This is a genomic window from Methylomonas montana, from assembly GCF_030490285.1.
Taxonomy (GTDB): Bacteria; Pseudomonadota; Gammaproteobacteria; order Methylococcales; family Methylomonadaceae; genus Methylomonas; species Methylomonas montana.
Map to the genome: position 1 here is coordinate 4150400 of NZ_CP129884.1, position 22538 is coordinate 4172937.

Genomic DNA, 22538 nt, shown 5'->3' on the forward strand with positions numbered 1-22538 from the left:
TGCGGCGGGATAGTCTCGATCTTGATGAGCAGCCAATGCCGGTGATTCTGGCAGATCGGCCACTGCTATGCAAAGCCCGGTTCGGCAAAACGATCGCCGCGTCGATGGCGAATAAAGGCCAGGATTAGCGGCACCTTACAGCGTAAAGTTACGTAATAATTGAGATTTCGACTATAATCCCGCCCCGCTCATATGGCTTTTCCATAGACCCGCCCATTTAGATTCGTTTACATCCACCTCATCGACACACTGATTTCGACCCTGGTACCTGAACAGTACGGAGCCTGACAAATAATGGACATTACCCTGATCCTCAAATCCCTGATTCTCGGCGTTGTAGAAGGCTTAACGGAATTTTTGCCGATTTCCAGTACTGGTCATTTGATTCTGGCGGGCGACCTGCTGAATTTTAACGACGACAAAGCCAAGCTGTTTACCATTGTGATTCAAGTCGGCGCGATTCTGGCGATTTGTTGGGAATATCGGGCCAAAATCGGCTCGGTACTGAGCGGGCTGACCAGCGACAGGCAGGCGCAAAAATTTATGTTGAATCTGGCGATAGCCTTTATGCCGTTGGCGACGCTGGGCCTGTTGTTCGGCAAATTTCTGAAGGCGGCCCTGTTCAAACCGGTGCCGGTGGCGCTGGCATTTATCGTCGGGGCTTTCATCATCATCTGGGCCGAAAAGCGCGAGCATAAAATCCGGGTCGAAAACGTGGACGATTTGTCGGCGCTCGATGCGCTCAAGCTGGGTATCGCCCAGGCTTTTGCGCTGATTCCCGGTATGTCCCGCTCCGGCTCGACGATCATCGGCGGCTTGCTATTTGGATTGTCGCGCAAGGCCGCCACCGAATTTTCGTTTTTTTTAGCGATTCCGACGCTGGTGGTCGCCAGCGCTTACGATTTGTACAAGCATCGTGACTTATTACAAGTCGAAAGCGACGCGCTGTCTTTCGCCGTTGGCCTGATTGCCGCGTTCATCAGCGCTCTGCTGGCCGTGAAAGGCTTGTTGCGCTATATCAGCCACCACGATTTCATTATCTTCGCCTGGTACCGGATTCTGTTCGGCGTCGTGGTGCTCGCGACCGCCTATAGCGGGCTGGTGCATTGGACCGTGGATTGACGCTAGCCATCGATAGGCGGTGGTATATTGATTTTTTTGATCTTTAAAATTGAAGGGTAAGTTATGGCTTTGCCACTGTTGATGATAGTCATCGGTCTGATCGTGTTGGTCTGGAGTGCCGATATTTTTGTCGAAGGCGCTGCCGCGATAGCGCGGTTTCTGGGGATGTCGCCGTTGTTGATCGGCATGGTGGTGATCGGTTTCGGTACTTCCGCGCCTGAATTGACCGTTTCGGCGCTGTCGGCCTGGCAAGGCAATCCGGGGATTGCGCTGGGTAATGCGTACGGCTCGAATATCACCAATATCGCCCTGATCCTCGGCGCGGTGGCATTAATCAGTCCGATTGTGGTGCATTCGCAAATCGTCAAAAAAGAGCTGCCGGTGTTGTTTGCGGTGACCGTGTTTTCGCTAGGCCAATTATACGACGGCGAATTGTCGCGGACCGATGCGGCGCTGGAGTTGATCGTGTTCGTCGGCGTGATGACCTGGATGATACGCCAGGGTCTAAACCAGAAAGCCGAAAGAACCGATTCCTTGGGCAAAGAGGAAGCGGACGAACTGGAAGAGCACGAGATGTCCTTCTCTCAGGCCATCATTTGGTTGATTAGCGGCTTGCTATTGTTGGTCGTCAGCTCACGGCTACTGGTATGGGGCGCGGTATCGGTTGCCCAGGACTTAGGCGTCAGCGATTTGGTGATCGGCTTGACCATCGTCGCCATCGGCACTTCGCTGCCGGAATTGGCTTCGTCGATCGCCGCCGCCCGCAAAGGCGAACATGACCTGGCGCTGGGCAATATCATCGGTTCCAATTTGTTCAATACCCTGGCGGTGGTCGGCTTGGCTGGCGTGATTCATCCGATGTCGATTCCGCTGGAAATCGTCAATCGCGACTGGCCGCTGATGGCGCTGTTGACCGCATCGTTATTTGCATTGGGCTATGCCGGCAAGCGCGGGCAAGGCCGGATCAACCGGGTCGAAGGCGGCATATTGCTGACCGTCTATGCCGGCTATACCTTATATTTGATTAACACCGTAGTGAGCGCTTGAGCATGTCGTTGGAAAAACGTTTGGGTAATATTGCCTATCGCTGGGGAAACTGGTTACTGTATTCACCGGCCCTGGTCTTGATAGCCTCGGTCATACTGGCTTATCTAGCGGTTCAATACACCGGCAATCATCTCACCGTCAACACCGATACCGCCGAATTGATCGCGCCAGACGCGCCGTTTCAACAAAACCGCCGCAAATTCGAGCAACAGTTCGGCCAGGAAGTGCATACCTTGTTGCTGGTGGTCGAATCGACCAGTCCGGAATTGACCAAGGCCGCCGCCCAACGGCTGAGTCGGGAACTGAGAGCCGATACCGAACATTTCACCAAGGTCTACCGGCCAGACGAAAACGCCTTTTTTCAGCGTAACGGTTTGCTGTACCTGGATTCCGACAAGCTCCAGGATTTCTCGGTGACGCTGGCGCAAGCTCAGCCCTTCATCGGTCGAATCTCCCAGGATCCCAGCCTGAACGGTTTCTTCTCGATTTTCGAGGACGCGTTGAACGCCGAAACCAAGACCGAGGAAGTGCCCATCGACCTGATGTCGCTGATCGACAAGGTCAGCAACTCCCTGCACAAGACGCTGAACGGCGAAACCGATCTGCTGTCCTGGCAAAAACTGATCGCGGAAAACAAGATCAGCGAGGAGCAATCGGATAAGGCCTTTATTTTCGTCACGCCCAAGTTCGATTACAGCCAGATTTTACCGGTGGAACCGGCGATTAACATCATTCGCCAGGCTACCCACAAGATCCAGGATCCGAATCTGCCGACGGTCAAAGTGTGGATTACCGGCGAAGTCGGTCTGGAGCACGACGAAATGGCCGGCATGAGCGAAGGCACGTTTACCGCCAGTATTTTCTCCATCGTGCTGGTGTGCGGCATCTTGCTGATCGCCTACCGTTCCTGGTTGTTGATGTTGGCGACCTTGTTTACGTTGGCGCTGGGCATGGTGTTTTGCGGCTTGTTCGCTTCGCTGGCAGTGAAGCAGCTAAACCTGATTTCGGTGGCGTTTGCGGTCTCCAACATCGGCTTAGGTGTTGAATACGCCATCCATTTTTGTCTGCGCTATCGCGACAATCTGGATCAATACGGCAACAATAAAGGCAAGGCAATCCGTTCGGCTTTGCTGGCGACCAGCCCGTCGCTGATTTTGTGTGCCGGTACCACCTCGATCGGTTTGTACGCCTTCATTCCCACCGATTACCAAGGTATTTCGGAATTGGGCTTGCTGGCCGGCACCAGCTTGTTCATCTGTTTGTTCGTCACCTTGACCGTGCTGCCGGTGTTACTGAAGATATTACCGAATCCGCCGGTACATAATCTACATGGCGAGCAGCCCGGCGCGTCCAGGTTCTCGTTAGTGCTGGCGCACTTTACCCTGCATTACGCCAAGCCGATTTCATTGCTGACACTGCTGGGCGCGCTGGTGGCGGTGTATTTCGTGTTTCAGGTACAAACCGATTTCAATCCACTGAATCTGCGCGACCCGCATACCGAATCGGTGGTCGCTTTCAAGGATTTGATGAAGGAGCGAGATACGTCACCGATGACTTTGACGGTTTTGGCCAAGGACGCAGCCGAAGCCAAGGCTGTGCAACAGAAGCTGAAGGGGCTAAAAACCGTCGATAAAACGGTCAGCCTGTTCGATTTCGTGCCGGACGATCAAGAATCCAAGCTGGGCATCATCGATGACATGGTACTGACGCTAGGTCCGCAAAGCCAATTTTTCCCACAGCTAAAAACCGGCACCGACCCACTGCCGGCAATCAAACGGATGATCGCCGCGATCGACAATAATCTGCCGAAAAAAACCAATCCCGCCGATATCAAATCCTTGCAAACCTTTAAGCAGGAATTGCAGGACGTGATGCTGGAATTGGAGGCTAGATTGCAACCCGACCGCGGCGTGTTCATCGAGAAAATTCAGACCTCCTTGCTCGGCACCTTGCCGACGGTGATGAACCAGTTGCTGATCGGCTTTCATGCCGAGGAAATCGTGCCTGACAGCATCCCGGCGGAAATCAGGGAGCGTTGGTTGAGCAAGGACGGCCTGTATCGCATCCAGATTTTTCCCAAGGAAGACCTGAACGATCTCGGCAATTTACAAACCTTTATTACCGATGTGCAAGCAGTCGCGCCGGACGCCACCGATTTGCCGGTGATGTATTGGGAATCGATGAAAGCCGTGATCGGCGCGTTTCAGGAAGCGATTATCATCGCGCTGGTGGCGATTGCGCTGCTGTTGATGTTCATCCGCCGCAGCATAGTCGACACCTTGTTGGTGATGACACCCTTGGTACTGGCCGGTTTGTTCACGATGGCGACCACAGTATTTACCGGCACGCCGATCAATTTTGCCAATATCATCGCGCTGCCATTATTGATGGGGCTGGGTGTCGATAACGGCATACACATGGTCGAAAAACTGCATCATTCCTTGTCGGAAGAGCAAAATATTTACCAGTCCAGTACCGCGCGCGGCATGTTCTATGGCGCTTTGACCACCATTTCCAGCTTCGTCGGCCTGGCTTTTTCGCCTCACCAAGGCATCTCCAGCATGGGCTTGGTGATCACCATCGGCATTTTTTGGATCATGACCTGCACCTTCGTAGTGCTGCCGGCCATCAGCAAGCTGGTTTTAAAAAAGACGGACCAGCCGCATGTCGTGACAAGCATTTGATCCAGCCTTAATAAATGCGACAATCCGCCCATATTTGAATTTCTAACATCACCTTTTAGCTTTAAGGGGCAACCATGTTTGTGATCATTGGTTATGTAGTCATTTTGGGCGCCGTGTTGGGCGGCTTCCTGATGGCCGGCGGACATTTGGGCGTACTGATGCAGCCCGTCGAGTTTGTCATCATCATGGGTGCTGCCCTCGGTTCGTTTGCCGCCAGTAACTCGATGAACACGATCAAGGCTTCGATTGCCGGCGGCATCGGCACCCTGAAAAGCAGCCGTTACACCAAGGATTATTACCTGGAATTATTGATGAGTTTTAACGCCTTGAGCCAGAAGGCGCGTAAGGAAGGTTTGTTGTCGCTGGAAAAAGTCGTCGATGATCCGGAAGGCAGCGCCATTTTCGGTGAAAAAATCGTCCAAGATCACCATTTGATGGAATTTATCTGCGACAAGTTGCGTTTGATCCTGACCGGCGTCGATGTCAACCAATTGGAAGACATCATGGATGCCGAGATCGAAGTGCATCATGAAGAAGGCCACGCACCGATCAAGGCAGTACAGCGGATTGCCGACGGTATGCCGGCATTCGGTATCGTCGCGGCGGTGATGGGGGTGGTGCATACCATGGAGTCGGTGGGTATTCCGCCGGCGGAGCTGGGTAAATTGATTGCTGCGGCGTTGGTCGGTACTTTCTTGGGTATTCTGGTGTCCTACGGCTTCGTCGCGCCGGTGGCGGCGGTGATGGAGGATAGACTGGAAGAAGAAGCCGGTTCCTACCGCTGCGCGCAGAAAGGCTTGCTGAATTGCGCCAAAGGCACCTCGCCGGTGATGACGGTTGAATTCATGCGGACCACGATTCCGCATCATATCCGCCCCGGCTTTACCGAGTTGGAGGAACAGTTGAAGGCCGCTAAAGGATAATCAGAGATGGCCGAACAACCGATAATCATCAAGAAGATCAAAAAGAAGGCCGGGCACGGTCATCATGGCGGCGCCTGGAAAATCGCTTATGCCGACTTCGTGACCGCGATGATGGCGTTCTTTTTGTTGATGTGGTTGCTCAGTTCCACCGATGAAAAAACCAAAAAAGGTATTTCCGAATATTTTCAAAATCCGTTCGGGGTCTCGATCACGCCTGGCGGCGGCGAGGGTACCGGCGACAGAGTCAGTATCATCCAGGGCGGCGGCACCGACCTGAAGTCTCAAGACGAAGGCCAGGTTCATCAAGGCGAAACACCGCCTGCCGAACAGACGCCGGAAGACATCGAAAAACTGGCCGAGGAACAGGAAAAACTGAAGTTGGAACAACTTCAGGAAAAAATTGAATCGATGCTCGACGCCAACGCCAAGCTGGCTGAATACAAAGACCAGATCAAGCTGGAAACCACGCCGGAAGGCTTGAAAATCCAGATTATCGATGCACAAAACCGGCCGATGTTCAAACTGGCCAGTTCCGGGATCGAAACTTATGCGCAGGCCATCCTCCGGGAACTGGCACCGGTCATCAACGAACTGCCGAATAAACTCAGTATCAACGGCCATACCGACTCCTTACCGTTTCCAAGTAACCGGACCGGTTATTCCAACTGGGAATTATCCAGCGACCGGGCCAACGTGGCGCGCCGCGAGCTGACCTTGGGCGGGCTCAGCGAAGCAAAAGTGCTGCGCGTGGTCGGTCTGGCCTCCAGTATTCCCTATAATAAGCAAAGCCCGGACGATCCGATGAATCGGCGGATTTCGATTATCGTGATGAATAAAAAAACCGAGAATCAGGTATTACACGAGGGCGCGGAAGACAAACCCAATGACGGCAGCACTGCAACCCCGAGTCTTCCGCCTATCTCGCCCACGATACAGCAAAATACTAAAATTTCCGGGACTGGGCAGTAAGCGACTGATACCTGCGGCCATCTTGCCCATTCCGCAATGCGTTTAGTCAAGGCTCTGCTCTGTCAGCTATTGGCTTTGGCCGTAGTGTTGGCACTTCGTTTATGGGCACCGGCGCCGATCACGCCTTGGCCAGCCGTGATCTTGCAGGCTCTATTGGCAGGGTTATTTTCGCGTTGGATCGGCCAACCGCTCTGGTGGCTGCCCATGCATTTGCTGTTCATGCCGGCAGTGTTGCTGAGCCAGACATTTCATTTGCCTGCTGGCTGGTATCTGCTGGGATTGCTGGGATTGGTCCTGGTATTTTGGGGGACGGTCAAAGGCGACGTGCCTTTATTTTTATCCTCCAACGCCGTCAGCGAGGCGCTGATAGCCATCGTTCGACGCGAACAGGCCCGCTCTTTTGCCGATATCGGCGCCGGCCTCGGTACCATAGTCGCGCCATTGGCGACTGCTTGCCCGGATGTGCGCATCCTGGCCTTGGAACGCGCACCGCTGCCGTGGCTATTTTCAGCTTGTCGTTGCCGTCGCCACCCGAATGTCCGTGCCAAACTCGCCAGTTTCTGGGATCTCGATTTGGGACAATTCGATGTGGTGTTTGCCTTTTTATCCCCCTTGGTCATGGCGAGGGTCGGCGCGAAGATTCGTCGGGAAATGCGGGGGGGCAGCTTGTTTGTGTCGTCCTCGTTTCCGATTCCGGAAGGTAACCCCGAGTCGGTATTGGATCTGGCGGATAGCCGTAAGACCAAGCTGTACTGCTATCGGATAGCGCCTTGACCGTTGTCGAATTCGGGCACCAGCAGTTTCAATCCCGCCAATAGCTGCTGGCTATCTTGTTGCCCGCAGGCGGCCTGCAAATTTTCGATCTGTTTAGCCCATTCCACCGAGTCATAGAGTCGGGCCTTGGCCAAACGCAATTTTTCATGGCTGGTGGCCATCAATTGCTCCTGATCGTGAAACAACTCTTCATACAGTTTTTCGCCGGGCCGTAGACCGACAAAGCTGATCTGAATATCTTTATTGGGCAATTTGCCGCTCAGGCGAATCATTTGTTCGGCCAGATAAGTAATCTTCACCGGCTCGCCCATGTCCAGCACGAATACCTCCCCGCCTTGACCTATGGTTTCCGCTTGCATGATCAACTGGCAGGCTTCCGGGATGGTCATAAAGTAGCGAGTAATCTCCGGATGGGTGACGGTGACCGGGCCGCCGGCTTTGATTTGTTCTCGAAACAACGGCACCACGCTGCCGGCCGAATCCAGAACGTTGCCGAAACGTACCGTGGTAAAGCGAGTGACGCTGGTCTGATCCAGGTTTTGGCAGAGAATTTCCGCCGCGCGCTTGGTCGCCCCCATCACATTGGTCGGATTGACGGCCTTGTCGGTGGAAATCAATACGAAGCGCGCCACGCCAGCGGCGATTGCGGTTTCGGCCAGGATTTTAGTACCGATCAGATTGTTATGCACCGCCTCGCGAATCTGACCTTCCAGCAAAGGTACGTGCTTATAAGCAGCGGCGTGAAACACGATTTCCGGTTGCTGCCCGGCGATTAAATGTTGCACCGCAATCGGGTCGGCGACATCGCCTAGCACCGCTTGATGTGATAAGTTCGGGAACAAGCGGGTCAAATCCGCATCGATTTTGTACAAATTGAATTCGCATTGATCAAACACAATCAATTTGCGCGGTTGGGCACGGGCGAGCTGTTTGCATAGTTCGGAGCCTATCGAACCGCCGCCGCCGGTGACTAGAATCGTCTTGTCATGCAAATGGGCCTTGATACCTTGCCAGTCCAGCTTGACCGGCGCCCGGCCCAGAATATCTTCAATGGAAACGCTTCTGAGGTTGGCTTTGGTGACCGCGCCGCTCAGCAGTTCCTTAACCGAGGGCAGCGTTTGAAAGTCGATATTACAGCCTTCGCAGATTTCCACGATACGGCGCATTTGGCTGTCGCTGGCGGACGGCACCGCGATCAGCACTGTTTCGATATCCCATTGCTCGACCAATGCCGGTATTTGCTCGACATTGCCGGCGACACGGATACCGCGAATTTCGCGCTTGAATTTGCCGTGATTGTCGTCCGCAAAAATCACCGGGATGTAACCGCTGTCTATGTTCGCCAATAAATCCCTGACCAGCATTTCACCCGCAGAACCCGCGCCGATAATCAGTGCGCGCCGGCCAATACGCTCGACAAATACTCGCTCCTTCCAGAAGCGGTACACCAGGCGCGGTATACTCAACAGGGAAAACAGGATCAATACATAAAGCGGGACCACCGAACGCGGTACACCGTGTAACCGGTCGTATAAAAATAGACTGGCGGCAATAATGAAGATACCGGTGAACACGGCTTTGCCGATCCGGATCAGATCAGGCAGCGAGGAAAACCGCCAAACGCCGCGATATAAACCAAACGTCCAAAACAAACTGACTTGGATGGCGATAACAAACGGTAAAAATAACAAGGCCGAATAAAAAAATTCATCGGGAATTTCATGCAGATTAAAGCGTAGCCAATACGCGCCGAACCAGGCCAGCGGGATCATGCACAAGTCGTGCAGAAGAATGGTAGTGCGGGAGCGAAATCGTAAGGTCACGGAACAATAAACTCGGTGTGGCCGGCCTTGAACCGGTAAGCCAGATAAATTAACGGCAGGTAGGCTAGCACCAGGCCGGCCAGCGCATGGCTGGGATGGATGAATATCCACAACGACAGCGGCAATAGCCAGCCCAGATTGATCACCCAACAAGTCAGCAATACCGCAAGATGACCATAACGTTTGGCGGCGAGCTGATAGGTGTGCGAGCAATGCGCGGCATACCATTTTTGGCCGCTGAACAACCGGTAACTTAGCGTATAGCTGGCATCCACCACGAACACGCCAAATAAAATCAAGCCGCAATACAACAACACAGCCGCTTGTTGGGCTGCCAGCAAAATCAATATGCCCAGCAGCAAGCCGAGAAAGCCGCTACCGACATCGCCCATGAAAATCTTAGCTTTCGGCCAATTCCAGATTACAAAACCGCCGCAAGCCGCAGCCAGGCTCAAGGCGATAGTACACAAGGATCGATCGATATAAAACAGATAAGCGGCCAAGGCCGAGGAAACGAACAGCGCTTCCGAGGCCGCTATGCCGTCGGTGCCGTCCATGAAATTGAACAGGTTTAAGGTCCAGACTAAAAACAAAATGCCGAGCGGATAAGCCAGCCAGCCCGGATTCAAGGTCAGCCGGCCGAGCATGGCGTCGAAAGGCGCCGGTATCAACAAAAGCGGTATACCGTTCATCAATAGTAGCGCGACGGCTGCCGCCAGCAAATGCGTGAAAAATCGCCAGCGGGCGGCGACCTCGCCGTGGTCGTCGCAAAAACCGATGGCGGCTACCAATAACGTGGAAGCGAATAGGGCGAGCGTGGTGCCGGCTAATTGACGATTGAAAAACAGCCAAAGTGTGGCGGCGCAAAACGCCAGCACGATCGCCAGTCCGCCGCCGCGCGGAGTCGGAACGCTGTGCGAACTACGATGATTGGGGATGTCCAGCACCTTGTTGTTTAAGGCGTAGCGGCGAATCAGACCGGTCAGAATGACGGCAAGCAGCAAAATAACGGTGAAAAGCAGTAGCACGCTGGATTAACTGAGAAAGCGAATAATGTCAGGCAGGGCTTCGGAAAGCGTATGTCGGGGCCGAAAGCCCAGCTCGCGGCAGATTTTATCAGACGAATACCAGGCCGAATCGGTTAATTTTTTCAGGCTGTCGCTGTCGATCGGCATTCGCCTTCCCAGCAGCCGGCCGAAACCGTCGCCCAATTTGGCCAAGGCATTTAATAACGGCATCGGCACTGACCAATCGATGCGCGGCCTGCCCAGCTCCGCTCTGATCTGATCGAAAATCTGTCGGGTGGAATAGTCATGGCTATCGGTGACGATGTAGATTTGGCCGGCCGCCGAGGATTTTTCCGCGGCTAGCATTGCCGCAGCTACTAGATCTTTGACATGCACCATCGACCGCCGGTTTGCCAATTCCGGTAACGGTGGGAAAAAACCTCGACGCACGGCCCTGATCATGCGCGGCAAATTGCCTTTCTCGGTATTGCCGTAGACCATGCTGGGCCGCAACACGACCGGATGAGGCACATAGCCGCCGTGCAAGACCAGTTGTTCGGCATCGTACTTGGATGCGCCATACGGGTCGTTGGCTGGTTCGATAACAGTTTCGTCCTGTGGTGGCCGGCCGCTAGCGCCGACCGCTTTAACGCTGCTGAAAAATACAAAAACTTTTACCCCGGCATCGCGAGCGGCTTCCAGTAATTTACGCGTGCCTTCGGCGTTGATTTGCCGATATTCCGATTCATCCTGCCTGTTTTCCGCCAAGGCGTGGGCCTTGCCGGCCAGATGGAACACCACCTCGATTCCAGCGCACAGGGCTGGCGGATAAGTGTCGGGCTTAGCCATATCCAAGACTATGCTGGCGCCATCGGAGCGGCCGGTCGTTCTGACCGCGCATCCCCGGTTCCGCAAGGCCAAGCAAAGCTCGGCGCCGATAAAACCGCTGGCACCGCTGACGAGGACTTGGCTTCCCTGCGTTAACATATTCTCGATGTCTTTTAATGGAGAGGGATTGATGAACCGCATTCAAAAATGCGGACGATTATAAAGCCGCCATCTGAAAATATTTGAAATAAAACGATTTCAGGCAGAGTGACAGGAAAATGGCTGTCCGGCATTGATTTAGCTTAGTGGGCAGGAGGTCCTTGCCTGTTGGCGGCGGTGATGCCGAGCGAAACGCTTTTCGGCGTTGCTTGGCTCAGGACCGGATAAAACCGCTCCCGAGCCAATAACCTCCGACCTATAAATCAGTCGGCTTTAATTGGCATTGCCATGGCTGGCAAACACCTCAAACTTGCCCTCTTTATCGAAGGAAACCACTTTATACGCGTCCTGTTGACCGCCCATTTCCATGCCAGGGCTGCCCATCGGCATGCCGGGCGCGGCGATGCCGGCGACTTTTGCCTTACTTTGCAATAATTTTTGAATGTCGGCGGCCGGCACATGGCCTTCGACAACGTAGCCGTCTACCACGGCAGTATGGCAGGAGGCCAATTTCTCGGGGATACCAAAGCGGGCTTTGATGGCATCCATGTCCTCGCTAATCACATCGTTGATCTTAAAGCCGCTTTGCTTGGCATGTTCCAGCCACTTGCCGCAACAGCCGCAAGTTGGGCTGCGGTAAACGGTCATTTCCATCGGTTTGCCGGTTTCTTCTGCGGCCAGCTCCAGGCTGAAGCTGGCACACAGCAACAGGCCCATTAATTGCAACGATTTCATAAACACCTCTTTATTCGCCGTGTAACGTAACGATGATAGTGCGACTGCCCGCGTGATTGCGATGCTCGCATAGATAGACGCCTTGCCAGACTCCCAGCGCCAGCTGGCCGTCGCTGATCGGAATAGTCAGCGAACTGCCCAGCATAACAGTCTTAATATGGGCCGGCATGTCGTCCGGTCCTTCGAACGTATGCCGGTAATATGGTTCATTTTCCGCGACCAATCGGGAAAAATAGCTTTCCAGGTCGCGGCGCACATCGGCATCGGCGTTCTCATTGATGGCTAGCGATGCCGAGGTGTGTTGTAAAAACAGATGCGCCAGGCCGATTTCAATGCTGTCGAGTTCGGGCAGCTGAGCGATAATCTCGCGGCTTATCAGATGAAAGCCACGCGGTTTAGCAGGCAGTTGGATGCGCTTTTGGACCCACATCGATTCATTCGTGATATTGCGGACTCAATTCCCGTACCGCATCGACCATCGCCTTGACGTGTTCCGGATTAATATCCGGCAAAATACCGTGTCCCAGGTTGAATACATGTCCCGAGCCGGCACCGAAACCATGTAGTACCTTGCCAACTTTTTCGCGTATCACTTCGGGTTGCGCATAGAGCGTGATCGGGTCCATATTGCCTTGCAAAGCCACCCGGTCGCCGACTCGGGCGCGGGCTTGGCCGATGTCGGTTTGCCAGTCCAGGCCCAGCGCCTCGTAGCCGGCGTCGGCCATTGCTTCCAGCCACAATCCGCCGCCCTTGGTGAATAGAATGGTCGGAATCTGCCGGCCGTCGTGCCGAGTGTTCAGCAACTCGCGCACTTGCCGCGCATAACGCAAGGAAAACTCCAGGTAATCATCATGGCTAAGTATGCCGCCCCAGGTATCGAAGACCATCACCGCATCGGCACCGGCGGCGATTTGCGCATTCAGATAAGATGCGACCGATTGCGCCAGTTTATCCAGCATTTGATGCAACAGTTGCGGCTGTTCGAACATCAGGCTTTTAACTTTTTGAAAGCTTTTGCTACTTTTACCTTCCACCATGTAGGTAGCCAGTGTCCACGGGCTGCCGGAAAAGCCGATCAACGGCACTCGGCCATGCAGATTGGTTTTGATCAAACGCACCGCATCGATCACATAGCGTAATTCGGTTTCCGGATCGGGAATCGGTAGCCTGGCGATGTCGGCGGCGGTTCTGACCGGATGCGCGAATTGCGGACCCTCGCCCTCGGCAAACGACAAGCCCAAACCCATCGCGTCGGGAATGGTCAGGATGTCGGAAAACAGAATCGCCGCATCGAAGCCGAATCGGTCTACGGGTTGCAAGGTCACTTCGCAAGCCAGTTCCGGATTGGTACAGAGCTGCATGAAACTGCCGGCCTTGGCACGTACTTCGCGATATTCGGGCAGATAACGCCCGGCTTGGCGCATCATCCAGACTGGGGTGCGCTCGACGGGCTGTCTTAACAAGGCTTTTAAGAATAAGTCGTTTTGTAAGTTAGTCATTCGTTTCAGTTAGGTGGGTAATCAGCGGCGGCTTTCTTTTTGCACGGCACTGAAGCGCTTTTCCAGCGCCTGTTTAAACTCGTCGGGCATTACTGCCTTAAACGCCTGGGCTTCGGCGACGGTTTGGAAAGAGCCGTAAATTACCACGTATTTCTCCTGATCGCCTTTGTTGATGGGGTAATATTTCAAGCCGCTCCTGTAATCGGCGTATTTTTTCTGGAACCGGATTGCAGCATCCTTATTGGAAAGCACCATCACTTGCAAGGTGTAGTTGCCGGGCGGTTGCGCCATGATCCAATCGCGTTCGCTGCCTTCCGGCAAAGGCTTGACCGGTTTTCGTTCGATTGGTTTCTCGACAGCTTGTTGGGGCAGTGGCTCGGCAGCCGGTAATGGGTCGGCGTTGGCCGCTTCCGGTTTGTTAACTACCGGTTCCGTTGGTGCCGGGGTTGTGGTGGCACTTATTGGAGTGGCCCCGGTTTCGCTTGATGCGGGTTGGCTTGCCGGCTGGATATTCACTGTTTCCGGCAGATGCTCGGGCTTGGATTCCGGTATGGCCGGGACAGAAACAACCGTTGGCGACGGGGCCGGCGCCGACAGCGCAGGTTCCGAAGTCGGTGTAGAAACTTGAGTTTGTTCGGCAGCGGGCTCGTTTACCGGTTGCGGTGTTGGTACTGGCAAGACCGGCAAAGATGCGATGTTTTCGGTCGTGGCATTGTCGATGCTGCTAGCTTGGCCGGCAACGGGCATGTTGCCCGCGATTTGTTGAGCGAACTCCGGCGGCAACAAAGATTTGACCACAAATCCAGCGCCGGCCAGGATGGCCACAATCGCGAGCCACAACCCCAATCTGCTGCTTTTACGGTTTTGGTAATCGGCCAGTTTGGGTAGTTCCGCCAGAATCTTACCGGGGATGCCGTGGGTATCGCGGTATAAGTCATCGACCAACGCGTCGCCGATGGCATTAAATGAGATGACCGCACCGGGTTGCGCCGACAGGTTTTGCAAATATTCGCCGCACTGTTTTTTATTGAGTGGCGGCAGTTCGATGAAATGGCAATCTTCCACCGCCTTGTCGGTGCCGCTTTTGATGTGAAACTGGTCGTGGCTCATCGCAAACACCAGCCGCAGGCCCGGCAGCGAATCGGCAAACTCCATCAGGGTTGAGATCAGGCCCGGCACCAGGGTGCCGGCATCGTCGACTAACAAGACCACTTTTTGTTTCGCGCAGAATTCGCGCAAGGCACTTAAATCAAACGCGGAAGCCTTGGTGATATTCAGACTGCGCAACAGATCGGTGATCAGGCTCTCGAAACTGGAGCTGGGCGATGCCGATAGCAAGGCAATCTCCCAGAGATCCTTGCGATTTTGGCGGACCGTCTCTAGCAGGGTGGTTTTACCGATGCCTTCCGGGCCGCAGACGATCAGCGATTGTTGCAGATTGGCCAGTAAATGCAGCAATAAATCCAGCTTTTGCGAGCGTTCCAAGGTAATCAAAGCCCGTTCGGCGTTATTGACTACCGATCTGCGCTGGTAACTGTAGGTCAGGTTGTCGTTATCCAGCATAAGCCTTCAAGCTTGCTTGTAACTGCGCCAGATCGACGTTGATCGGCAGCGAGGCTTTGCCGACCGCTTCCAGCAGAATCACCCGGATTTTGCCGTCGACATTTTTCTTATCGACTGCCATCAAATCGACATATTGCTCGGTGGTCATTTCCTTAGGTGGCGTCACCGGTAAGTGGGCGGCTTTGAAAATGGCGATAATCCGTTCGACGTCGGCATCGTTTAGCCAACCCAAGCGCCGCGACAAATCGGCGGCAAAGCAGGTGCCGATGGCGACCGCTTCGCCGTGCAAATAATGGCCGTAGCCGCAGCCGGTTTCGATGGCGTGGCCGAAGGTATGGCCGAGATTCAGCGTGGCGCGCACACCGGACTCGAATTCGTCTTCGCCGACCACCTCGGCTTTATTGATGCAGGAACGCTCGATGGCGTAAGCCAACGCGGCTTTCTCGCGCGCCAGCAACTTGCCCATATTGGCTTCCAGCCATTCTAAAAACGCGACGTCGCGAATCAGGCCGTATTTAATCACTTCCGCCAAGCCGGCCGATAGCTGCCTGTCGTCCAAGGTATCCAGCACATCGGCGTCGGCGATCACGCATTGCGGTTGATAAAACGCACCGATCATATTCTTGCCCAGCGGATGATTGACGCCGGTCTTGCCGCCGACCGAAGAATCGACCTGGGCCAGCAAGGTGGTGGGAATTTGAATAAAGGCGATGCCGCGCTGATAGCAAGCCGCCGCGAAGCCGCCCATATCGCCAATCACGCCGCCGCCCAAGGCAATCAAGGTGGCATTACGGCTAAATTTTTTAGCCAGCAACTGGTCGAAGATTTTTTCCAGATACTGCAAGGTCTTGAATTGCTCGCCATCCGGCAGAATCGCCGTTTGGACTTGATACGCCGTCAATGTGGCTTGCAACTTGGCCAGATACAAGGGTGCAATGGTGTCGTTAGTGACGATCAGCACCTGTTTGGAACGGATGTGTTGGCTCAACAATTCCGGTTGAGCCAACAAGCCGGAGCCAATGTAAATCGGGTAACTTCTATTGTTATCTAATGCAACTTGCAATTCTTTCATGATTTTCTAAAGCAGCTTGATATTGCTGCAAAATGGTTTTGACCACGGTTTTAGTGGGCAGCACGCCGGAATCGATCTTGAAATCGGCGCATTCGCTGTACAGCGGGTCGCGTTGCGCCAACAAGGTTTGCAGACGCTGCCTGGGGTTGTCGGTGCGTAATAGCGGCCGCTGGGTATCGTGCTTGGTGCGATGCAAAATCTTGTCGATCGAACAGTGCAGATACACCACAAAACCGTTTTCCTTCAGCGCTTGGCGATTTTCCGGCAGTAAAACGGCGCCGCCGCCGGTGGCCATCACAACCCCTTGCAACGCCGATAAATGATGAATCACGGTCTGTTCGCGCATCCTAAATCCTTCTTCGCCCTCGTAGGAAAAGATGGTCGGAATATCGACGCCGGTGCATTCCTCGATCACTTTATCGCTGTCGTAAAAAGGCCATTGCAAGGCTTTGGCAAGCTGTTTGCCGATGGTGGTTTTACCCACGCCCATCAGACCGATCAGATAGATATTTGCCGCTGGTTTCATTGCATTGGCTGATTTCGCGCATTAAAAAAACGCGAGCATTATGCCCACTTTTAACGGGGAGTGAAATTTTATGTGGTATTCGCCACCCACGAAACACACCGAGGCCGAACAGCCATCCAGGACTTTTTCACCTTTACTCCTGTGCCTTTCGCCTAATCCCTACTTACTAAACTGCGCCGCGATTTGCCCCTGGATTTTTTCCGCCATGGCTTTGCGGTCGGCGGCGTCGCGGATCGGTCGGCCGACCACGATGTAATCGGCGCCGTTTTGGATGGCTTGTTCTACGCTGACCGCACGCTTTTGATCGTCGTCCTCGCGGTTATCCACCGGCCTAATGCCGGGTGTAATCACCAGCAGTTTCTCGCCGAGCTGTTCGCGGATCATGGCGACTTCCAGACCTGATGAAACGATGCCATCACAGCCGATTTGCAGCGCTCGCTTGGCGCGCGACAGCACTAAATCCTTAACATCGCATTGAAAACCCAGATCGTCCAAATCGCCGCGGTCCAAACTGGTTAATGCGGTGACCGCCAACACTTTTAAGTCGCCCTTGGCTTGGGCCGCGGCTTCCATGATCGAATCGTTGCCGTGAATGGTGGCCAAATCGACGCCTTTATTGCTCAAGGCCTTGATGGCGCGGCCCACCGTGGCGGGAATATCGAAGAATTTCAGGTCGACGAAGACTTTTTTGTCGCGGGCCTTAAGCCACTCGATAAAACCGAAATAATCGCCGGACATGAACAACTCCATGCCCACTTTATAAAAAATCACCGCATCGCCCAGTTCTTCGACCAAGGCTTGTGCTTCGGCGATGCTGGAAACATCCAGCGCCATGATCAGGCGTTCGCGGACAGGAATGGCTTTGTTTGAGATGAATGAAGCTGTCATATGGATTCCGTAATTCTTTATTTGTACTTTTCAGCGCGAAGCAAAAACTTGTTCCTCTGATGAACATCGCAAAAACCCAACAGGGTTTACCGGCAAGCGCTTAACCCCACAAAATAAAACTATTGGGCTTGCGTTCGGCCCAACTTTTGCGGCATTCCACTTAATGCAAGCTGTATAAAAGTGACGCCCAACGATTACCGTTTGCCTAACCGTACGTCCGGAAGCGGCTTCGACTTTACTCGAAGCGTTGCCAGCGAGCGTGTCATAAAACGCATTGAAATTCGGTCCGCCTTTTTGACCTGCCGCACCGCATGCCGCTCATTAAGCTTTCATTAAGCTGCAATAAACTTGTTATATAGTTCTATAATCAAACAAACAGGGGATGTTCTCATTAAGCTAATCAGTATATTTGATATGACTCAGTTTCGCCCAAAAGGATTTATTCGACCGCTACAGCCTGAACTGCAAAGTATAAAGTGGGCCATGGACACAGCCTTGATTTTTATCACGCTGTATGTGTCTTTAAATATTTATGGCGAGCCATTCGGTCGCGAGTACTTGGGTCTGTTCGTGGTCTGTACCTTGCTGTTCGGCATTTTTGCCGAGCACCAGGCAATTTATCAGGGCTGGCGCGGCGACCCAATGTTTGACGATGCCGTACGCATCCTAATGTCATGGATGATCGCTTTTGCAATAATAGCCAGTAGTTTTTTCGTATTCGACCTGGGATTCGAATACTCCAGGCAAGTCCTGGAATTGTGGCTACCGTTAGCACCGTTAAGCGTCATCACGCTGCATGCTCTGCGGCGCACCGCGTTGTCGTATCTGCGGATACAGGGCTTGAATACACGCACCTACGCCATTTTGGGCGGCAACGCGCTGGGCAAGCATTTAAACAATGCACTAACCGAAATGCCTTGGCTGGGCTATCGATTTGCCGGATTTTTCGACGACCGTATCGAGAACACACAACGCCGCCAGGAAGAAGAGATGGTCGAAACCATCGTCGGAGATTTCAAAACCTTGCTGGAAAAGTCCAAGAGTGGAGAAATCGATCATATCTACATCACTCTGCCACTACGCGCAGAAAAACGGATTAACCAACTTATCCGCGAATTGGCCGACAGCACCGTGTCGGTTAACATCGTGCCGGATTTTTTTACTTTTAACCTGATGCAGTCTAAACTCAGCAGCGTCAAAGGCATCCCGGTCGTCAGCATTTTCGATACGCCATTAAACTCCTCGCTGGACGGCGCCTCCAAGCGCCTTTTGGACTTGCTGTTGTGCCTGGTCATCTTGCCGCTTATCGCCCTGCCGATGCTGATCATCGCTATCGCCATTAAACTGACCTCGCCGGGACCGGTTATATTTAAGCAACTGCGTTACGGCGTTAAAGGCGAGCCTATCGAGGTTTGGAAATTCCGGTCGATGACGGTATGCGAGAACGGCGACAGCATCAAGCAGGCGACTGCCAACGACAGCCGGGTGACGCCCTTGGGCGGCTTTTTGCGGCGCACCTCGCTGGACGAACTGCCCCAGTTTCTGAATGTATTGAGCGGCACCATGTCGGTGGTCGGCCCCCGCCCGCACGCCGTCGCTCACAACGAGTACTACCGCAAACATATCCAAGGCTACATGCTGCGGCACAAAATGAAGCCAGGCATCACCGGCTTAGCCCAGATTAGCGGCTGCCGAGGCGAAACCGACACTATCGACAAAATGGAACGGCGGATTCACCACGATTTGGAATACATTCGGCAATGGTCCATTATTCTGGATTTAAAAATCGTCATCTTGACGGTTTTTAAAGGCTTTATCGGGCAGCAAGCTTATTAGAAGCCTGAAGCATGTTCGTAGCGCCTAATCTGGACCGTTTGTTGCCAGAAATGCAGAAACAAACTCGTCCAGGCGTGACCGCTCAACATCCGGATTATCACTATCGACATCATTAATGGCTAAATTCAAAGGCAATCGCAAACTGGCAATGTTGTTCATCCTGCTGAGTATCGGCTGGATAGGCATTCTGTTCGCAGAATCGTCACAACCACCGGCTAAAATTATGGGCGAAGTTTCCGGGCTGGATAAACTGGCTCACTTTGTGGCATTTGGAGTTTTAGCGTTTTTCTTGTGCGCCGTAGCTTTTTGTGTAAACGATAAGCCGGCCGTGCCGCTATTTTCCATGCCCTTATTGGTGTCGGCCTTATCGGGTATCCTTGAAGAAGGCTATCAAATGACCGTACCCGGTCGCGCAGGAAGCTTGTTGGATTTAACAGCGGATTTATCCGGTGCAGCGTTTGTCATTTTGTTGGTTAATCGCTACTGTATAAAACGCTCCTGCCATTAGCAATTGCTTGCATATTTTAATAAAACTCTCATAACTTCGAAATAAAATAATGCAAGCATCAAAAAGAGTGGTTAAGAATACCAGCATTCTATATGCCCGCATGCTGCTTACAGTCTTCATTTCTTTATATACCACACGCCTAACCTTAGCCAATTTAGGAGCCGACAATTTCGGTTTATTTGGCTTGGTCGGTGGCGTTATTGCGATGCTTGGTTTTTTAAGTACCACTATGTCAAGCGCAACACAGCGCTTTATATCAATCGCTCAAGGGGCGGGCGAGTTCGATAAATTAAGGCGCATATTTAACATAAGCCTGGTATTGCACTGGGTGACAGCTTTTCTTGTTCTATTAATATTAGAGATTGCCGGTTATTTTTTTTTTAACGGAACCCTAAATATTTCTGAAGGCCGCATAGAAGTAGCCAAGCTGATATATCAATTTATGGTGATGAGCGCATTATTCACCATCATTTCGGTGCCTTATGAAGCTGTTATTACCTCCCATGAAAACATGCTGGTTTATGCGATTTTGGGTTTTATAGAGTCGCTTCTAAAGTTAGGAATTGCTTACTTTATTGTTTATAGCACTTATGATCGGCTGCTTACGTATGGATTTTTAATGGCTTTACTATCGGTATTCTTGTTATTCATTAAACAAGTTTACTGCCGTTGTAAGTATCAAGAATGTTCGGTGGATGTTTTTCAAAACTTCGATAAAAAAATATTCCGACAAATGACAAGTTTTGCTAGCTGGTCTTTTTTAGGCTCTACGACTTCGCTTGTCGCTAATTACGGACAAGGCGTCGTTCTGAATATGTTTTTTGGAACCACGGTGAATGCCGCTCAAAACATTGCAAATCAGCTAAATGGACAATTAGGCGCATTTTCTGTCAATATGTTGAAGGCATTAACCCCTTTAATAAACAAAAGTGAAGGATCTGGAAATAGGGAGTTAATGTTAAAAGCAACCATGATGGGCAGCAAGGTTTCGTTCTTTTTGGTTATGGCTTTCCATATTCCCGTACTAATTGAAATGCCACTTATATTGAAACTATGGCTGGCTGATGTGCCCGATTTTACGGTTATATTTTGTCGCCTGTTATTAATAAGAATCCTAATTGAGCATTTATTCCATCCCGTGGTTTCTGCGATAGTAGCAGTGGGAAATATCAAGTCATATCAGATAGCGAGCTCTTTGTTGCTACTACTGCCTCTGCCTGTGTCTTATTTTCTATATACTGCACAGCAACCTGCTTACGCCATTTATGTGGTGTTTATAATTTATACAATTATTTCGTCGGCTATAATCGTTTTTTATGCTATAAAACATTGCGATTTATCGCCATCGGCTTTTATGTTGAACGTGATATTGCGCTGTAGCCTGACATTTATACTTGTTTTTGGAGCTTCGTTTGTTCCGCATTATTTTATTGATCTTGATCCGATTCGCTTGACCTCTACAATTTTAACAAGTGCAACTGCTTACCTGTTGGTAGTTTTTTTTATAGGCTTTTCAAGAGAAGAAAGATCTCATATCAAGAAACTCGTATCATCAATGTTTAAAAAACCTTCGGTAATAAAATGATCACAGTAGTCATTCCTCTTTACAATAAAGCCCATATGATAATGCGGACTTTAGCCTCCGTACTGACTCAGACTTATAAAGATTTTGAAGTTATTATAGTTAATGATGGTTCCACAGATGACGGCGTTGATGTAATAAATAGCTTCACTTCGGACCCACGAGTAAAAATAGTCGAGCAAAAAAATCAAGGCGTCAGCGTCGCACGCAATACCGGGGTAGCCCGCGCCAAATACAATTATATTGCTTTTTTAGATGCCGATGACGAATGGCTGCCAGGGTATTTAGATAAATTGAAAGAAGCTATTGAGTTATTTCCAGACGCAAGCATGTATGGATTCCCAAGCTGGCATAGAAATATATTGACTGGGCAAGCAGGCAATACCACTTTGAATAGATACAAAAGTAAAATTCAGATAGTTGAGTACTTTGAAAACCCGCACACCATGCCACATACAAGCGCCATGACTATTTCAAAGCGCTTTTTCAACATGCTCGATAACGGACATGGCTTTCCAGTCGGTAAGAAATTATGCGAAGACTGGAGTTGTTTTAATCGTATCGCGTTCCTGGGAGAATTCGTATATATAGGCTTTCCGCTAGGAATTAGAAATAATGGCGTATCTGGACAAATCACAGGCATAAAAAAAGAAGGAAATAGTGAGCTGATGCAGGATGTGGTTGATTTTTTTAACTTAACACATGAGTTTGCTCTAAATCATCCAGATAAAATCAGACTATTCAAGATTTTCTTTAGGTATGACCTCAGAAACAGGATGTTGGTCGCGCTTAGAGATAACGACTATGTAACACTTAAATTTTACTTTGACCGCCTAAACAAAGAATGCTTGAGCGAATTAAATAGTTTAGAAATAAAGCTTTACTCGATCAGATTTCTTAATTTTTTTGCAAAACTATATGTGTATTTTACAAAGCTTATGTGGCGCACACATGGCTTCCCGATAGTTGGAAAACCAGATTGAGTAATGCTTT

Annotated in this window: 20 protein-coding genes; 10 read left to right on the forward strand and 10 right to left on the reverse strand. The window is 51.7% G+C overall.

Annotation, left to right across the window (positions count from 1 at the left end; all coding sequences use genetic code 11):
* Nucleotides 1-294: 294 nt before the first annotated feature.
* From QZJ86_RS19145 to QZJ86_RS19170, 6 genes are all read left to right on the forward strand, one after another.
* Complete coding sequence (locus QZJ86_RS19145; protein WP_301672105.1) at nt 295-1122, forward strand: undecaprenyl-diphosphate phosphatase; 828 nt, start codon at nt 295-297, stop codon at nt 1120-1122.
* 63 nt (nt 1123-1185) lie between these two features.
* Nucleotides 1186-2169, forward strand: a complete 984-nt coding sequence (locus QZJ86_RS19150; RefSeq protein WP_301672106.1) for a calcium/sodium antiporter — start codon at nt 1186-1188, stop codon at nt 2167-2169.
* Between the two features lie 2 nt (nt 2170-2171).
* A complete protein-coding gene (locus QZJ86_RS19155; protein ID WP_301672107.1) occupies nt 2172-4853 on the forward strand; it encodes an MMPL family transporter in 2682 nt (893 codons plus the stop codon).
* A gap of 74 nt (nt 4854-4927) precedes the next feature.
* Complete coding sequence (gene motA, locus QZJ86_RS19160) at nt 4928-5776, forward strand: flagellar motor stator protein MotA (protein WP_301672108.1); 849 nt, start codon at nt 4928-4930, stop codon at nt 5774-5776.
* Between the two features lie 6 nt (nt 5777-5782).
* Entirely contained in the window at nt 5783-6745 is a 963-nt protein-coding gene (gene motB, locus QZJ86_RS19165; protein WP_301672109.1) for a flagellar motor protein MotB, read from the forward strand.
* Nucleotides 6746-6781: 36 nt separating this feature from the next.
* Nucleotides 6782-7519 carry a class I SAM-dependent methyltransferase gene (locus QZJ86_RS19170; protein ID WP_301672110.1) on the forward strand — a complete coding sequence of 246 codons (738 nt, stop codon included), beginning with the start codon at nt 6782-6784 and terminating at the stop codon, nt 7517-7519.
* Here QZJ86_RS19170 and QZJ86_RS19175 read toward each other — a convergent pair.
* From QZJ86_RS19175 to pyrF, 10 genes are all read right to left on the reverse strand, one after another.
* On the reverse strand, nt 7501-9291 hold the full coding sequence (locus tag QZJ86_RS19175) for a polysaccharide biosynthesis protein (protein WP_301672111.1): 1791 nt from the start codon (nt 9289-9291) through the stop codon (nt 7501-7503). The genes QZJ86_RS19170 and QZJ86_RS19175 overlap by 19 nt on opposite strands.
* A 47-nt stretch (nt 9292-9338) precedes the next feature.
* On the reverse strand, nt 9339-10370 hold the full coding sequence (locus QZJ86_RS19180) for an MraY family glycosyltransferase (RefSeq protein WP_301672112.1): 1032 nt from the start codon (nt 10368-10370) through the stop codon (nt 9339-9341).
* A gap of 6 nt (nt 10371-10376) precedes the next feature.
* A complete protein-coding gene (locus QZJ86_RS19185) occupies nt 10377-11378 on the reverse strand; it encodes an NAD-dependent epimerase/dehydratase family protein (protein ID WP_301672114.1) in 1002 nt (333 codons plus the stop codon).
* Between the two features lie 231 nt (nt 11379-11609).
* Nucleotides 11610-12071: a DUF411 domain-containing protein gene (locus QZJ86_RS19190; protein ID WP_301672116.1), complete on the reverse strand. Its 462-nt coding sequence runs from the start codon at nt 12069-12071 to the stop codon at nt 11610-11612.
* 10 nt (nt 12072-12081) lie between these two features.
* Nucleotides 12082-12501, reverse strand: a complete 420-nt coding sequence (locus tag QZJ86_RS19195; RefSeq protein WP_301672117.1) for a secondary thiamine-phosphate synthase enzyme YjbQ — start codon at nt 12499-12501, stop codon at nt 12082-12084.
* 4 nt (nt 12502-12505) lie between these two features.
* Nucleotides 12506-13570, reverse strand: a complete 1065-nt coding sequence (gene hemE, locus QZJ86_RS19200; protein WP_301672119.1) for a uroporphyrinogen decarboxylase — start codon at nt 13568-13570, stop codon at nt 12506-12508.
* A gap of 21 nt (nt 13571-13591) precedes the next feature.
* Nucleotides 13592-15133, reverse strand: a complete 1542-nt coding sequence (locus tag QZJ86_RS19205; protein WP_301672120.1) for an AAA family ATPase — start codon at nt 15131-15133, stop codon at nt 13592-13594.
* Nucleotides 15123-16205 carry a 3-dehydroquinate synthase gene (gene aroB / locus QZJ86_RS19210; RefSeq protein ID WP_301672121.1) on the reverse strand — a complete coding sequence of 361 codons (1083 nt, stop codon included), beginning with the start codon at nt 16203-16205 and terminating at the stop codon, nt 15123-15125. Before aroB ends, QZJ86_RS19205 begins: the two co-directional genes overlap by 11 nt.
* Nucleotides 16177-16731, reverse strand: coding sequence for a shikimate kinase (locus tag QZJ86_RS19215; protein ID WP_301672122.1), 555 nt, complete (start codon nt 16729-16731; stop codon nt 16177-16179). Before QZJ86_RS19215 ends, aroB begins: the two co-directional genes overlap by 29 nt.
* 159 nt (nt 16732-16890) lie before the next feature.
* Nucleotides 16891-17619, reverse strand: a complete 729-nt coding sequence (gene pyrF / locus QZJ86_RS19220; protein WP_301672123.1) for an orotidine-5'-phosphate decarboxylase — start codon at nt 17617-17619, stop codon at nt 16891-16893.
* Nucleotides 17620-18102: 483 nt separating this feature from the next.
* Here pyrF and QZJ86_RS19225 point away from each other — a divergent pair, with 483 nt between their 5' ends.
* The 4 genes from QZJ86_RS19225 (at nt 18103) to QZJ86_RS19240 (ending at nt 22528) form a co-directional block, all read left to right on the forward strand.
* Nucleotides 18103-19455 (forward strand): undecaprenyl-phosphate glucose phosphotransferase, encoded by a 1353-nt coding sequence (locus QZJ86_RS19225; RefSeq protein ID WP_301672125.1) that lies wholly within the window; start codon nt 18103-18105, stop codon nt 19453-19455.
* Nucleotides 19456-19570: 115 nt separating this feature from the next.
* Nucleotides 19571-19963, forward strand: coding sequence for a VanZ family protein (locus QZJ86_RS19230; protein WP_301672126.1), 393 nt, complete (start codon nt 19571-19573; stop codon nt 19961-19963).
* Between the two features lie 49 nt (nt 19964-20012).
* Nucleotides 20013-21548 carry an MATE family efflux transporter gene (locus QZJ86_RS19235; protein WP_301672128.1) on the forward strand — a complete coding sequence of 512 codons (1536 nt, stop codon included), beginning with the start codon at nt 20013-20015 and terminating at the stop codon, nt 21546-21548.
* Nucleotides 21545-22528, forward strand: coding sequence for a glycosyltransferase family 2 protein (locus QZJ86_RS19240; protein ID WP_301672129.1), 984 nt, complete (start codon nt 21545-21547; stop codon nt 22526-22528). Before QZJ86_RS19235 ends, QZJ86_RS19240 begins: the two co-directional genes overlap by 4 nt.
* Nucleotides 22529-22538 lie beyond the last annotated feature (10 nt).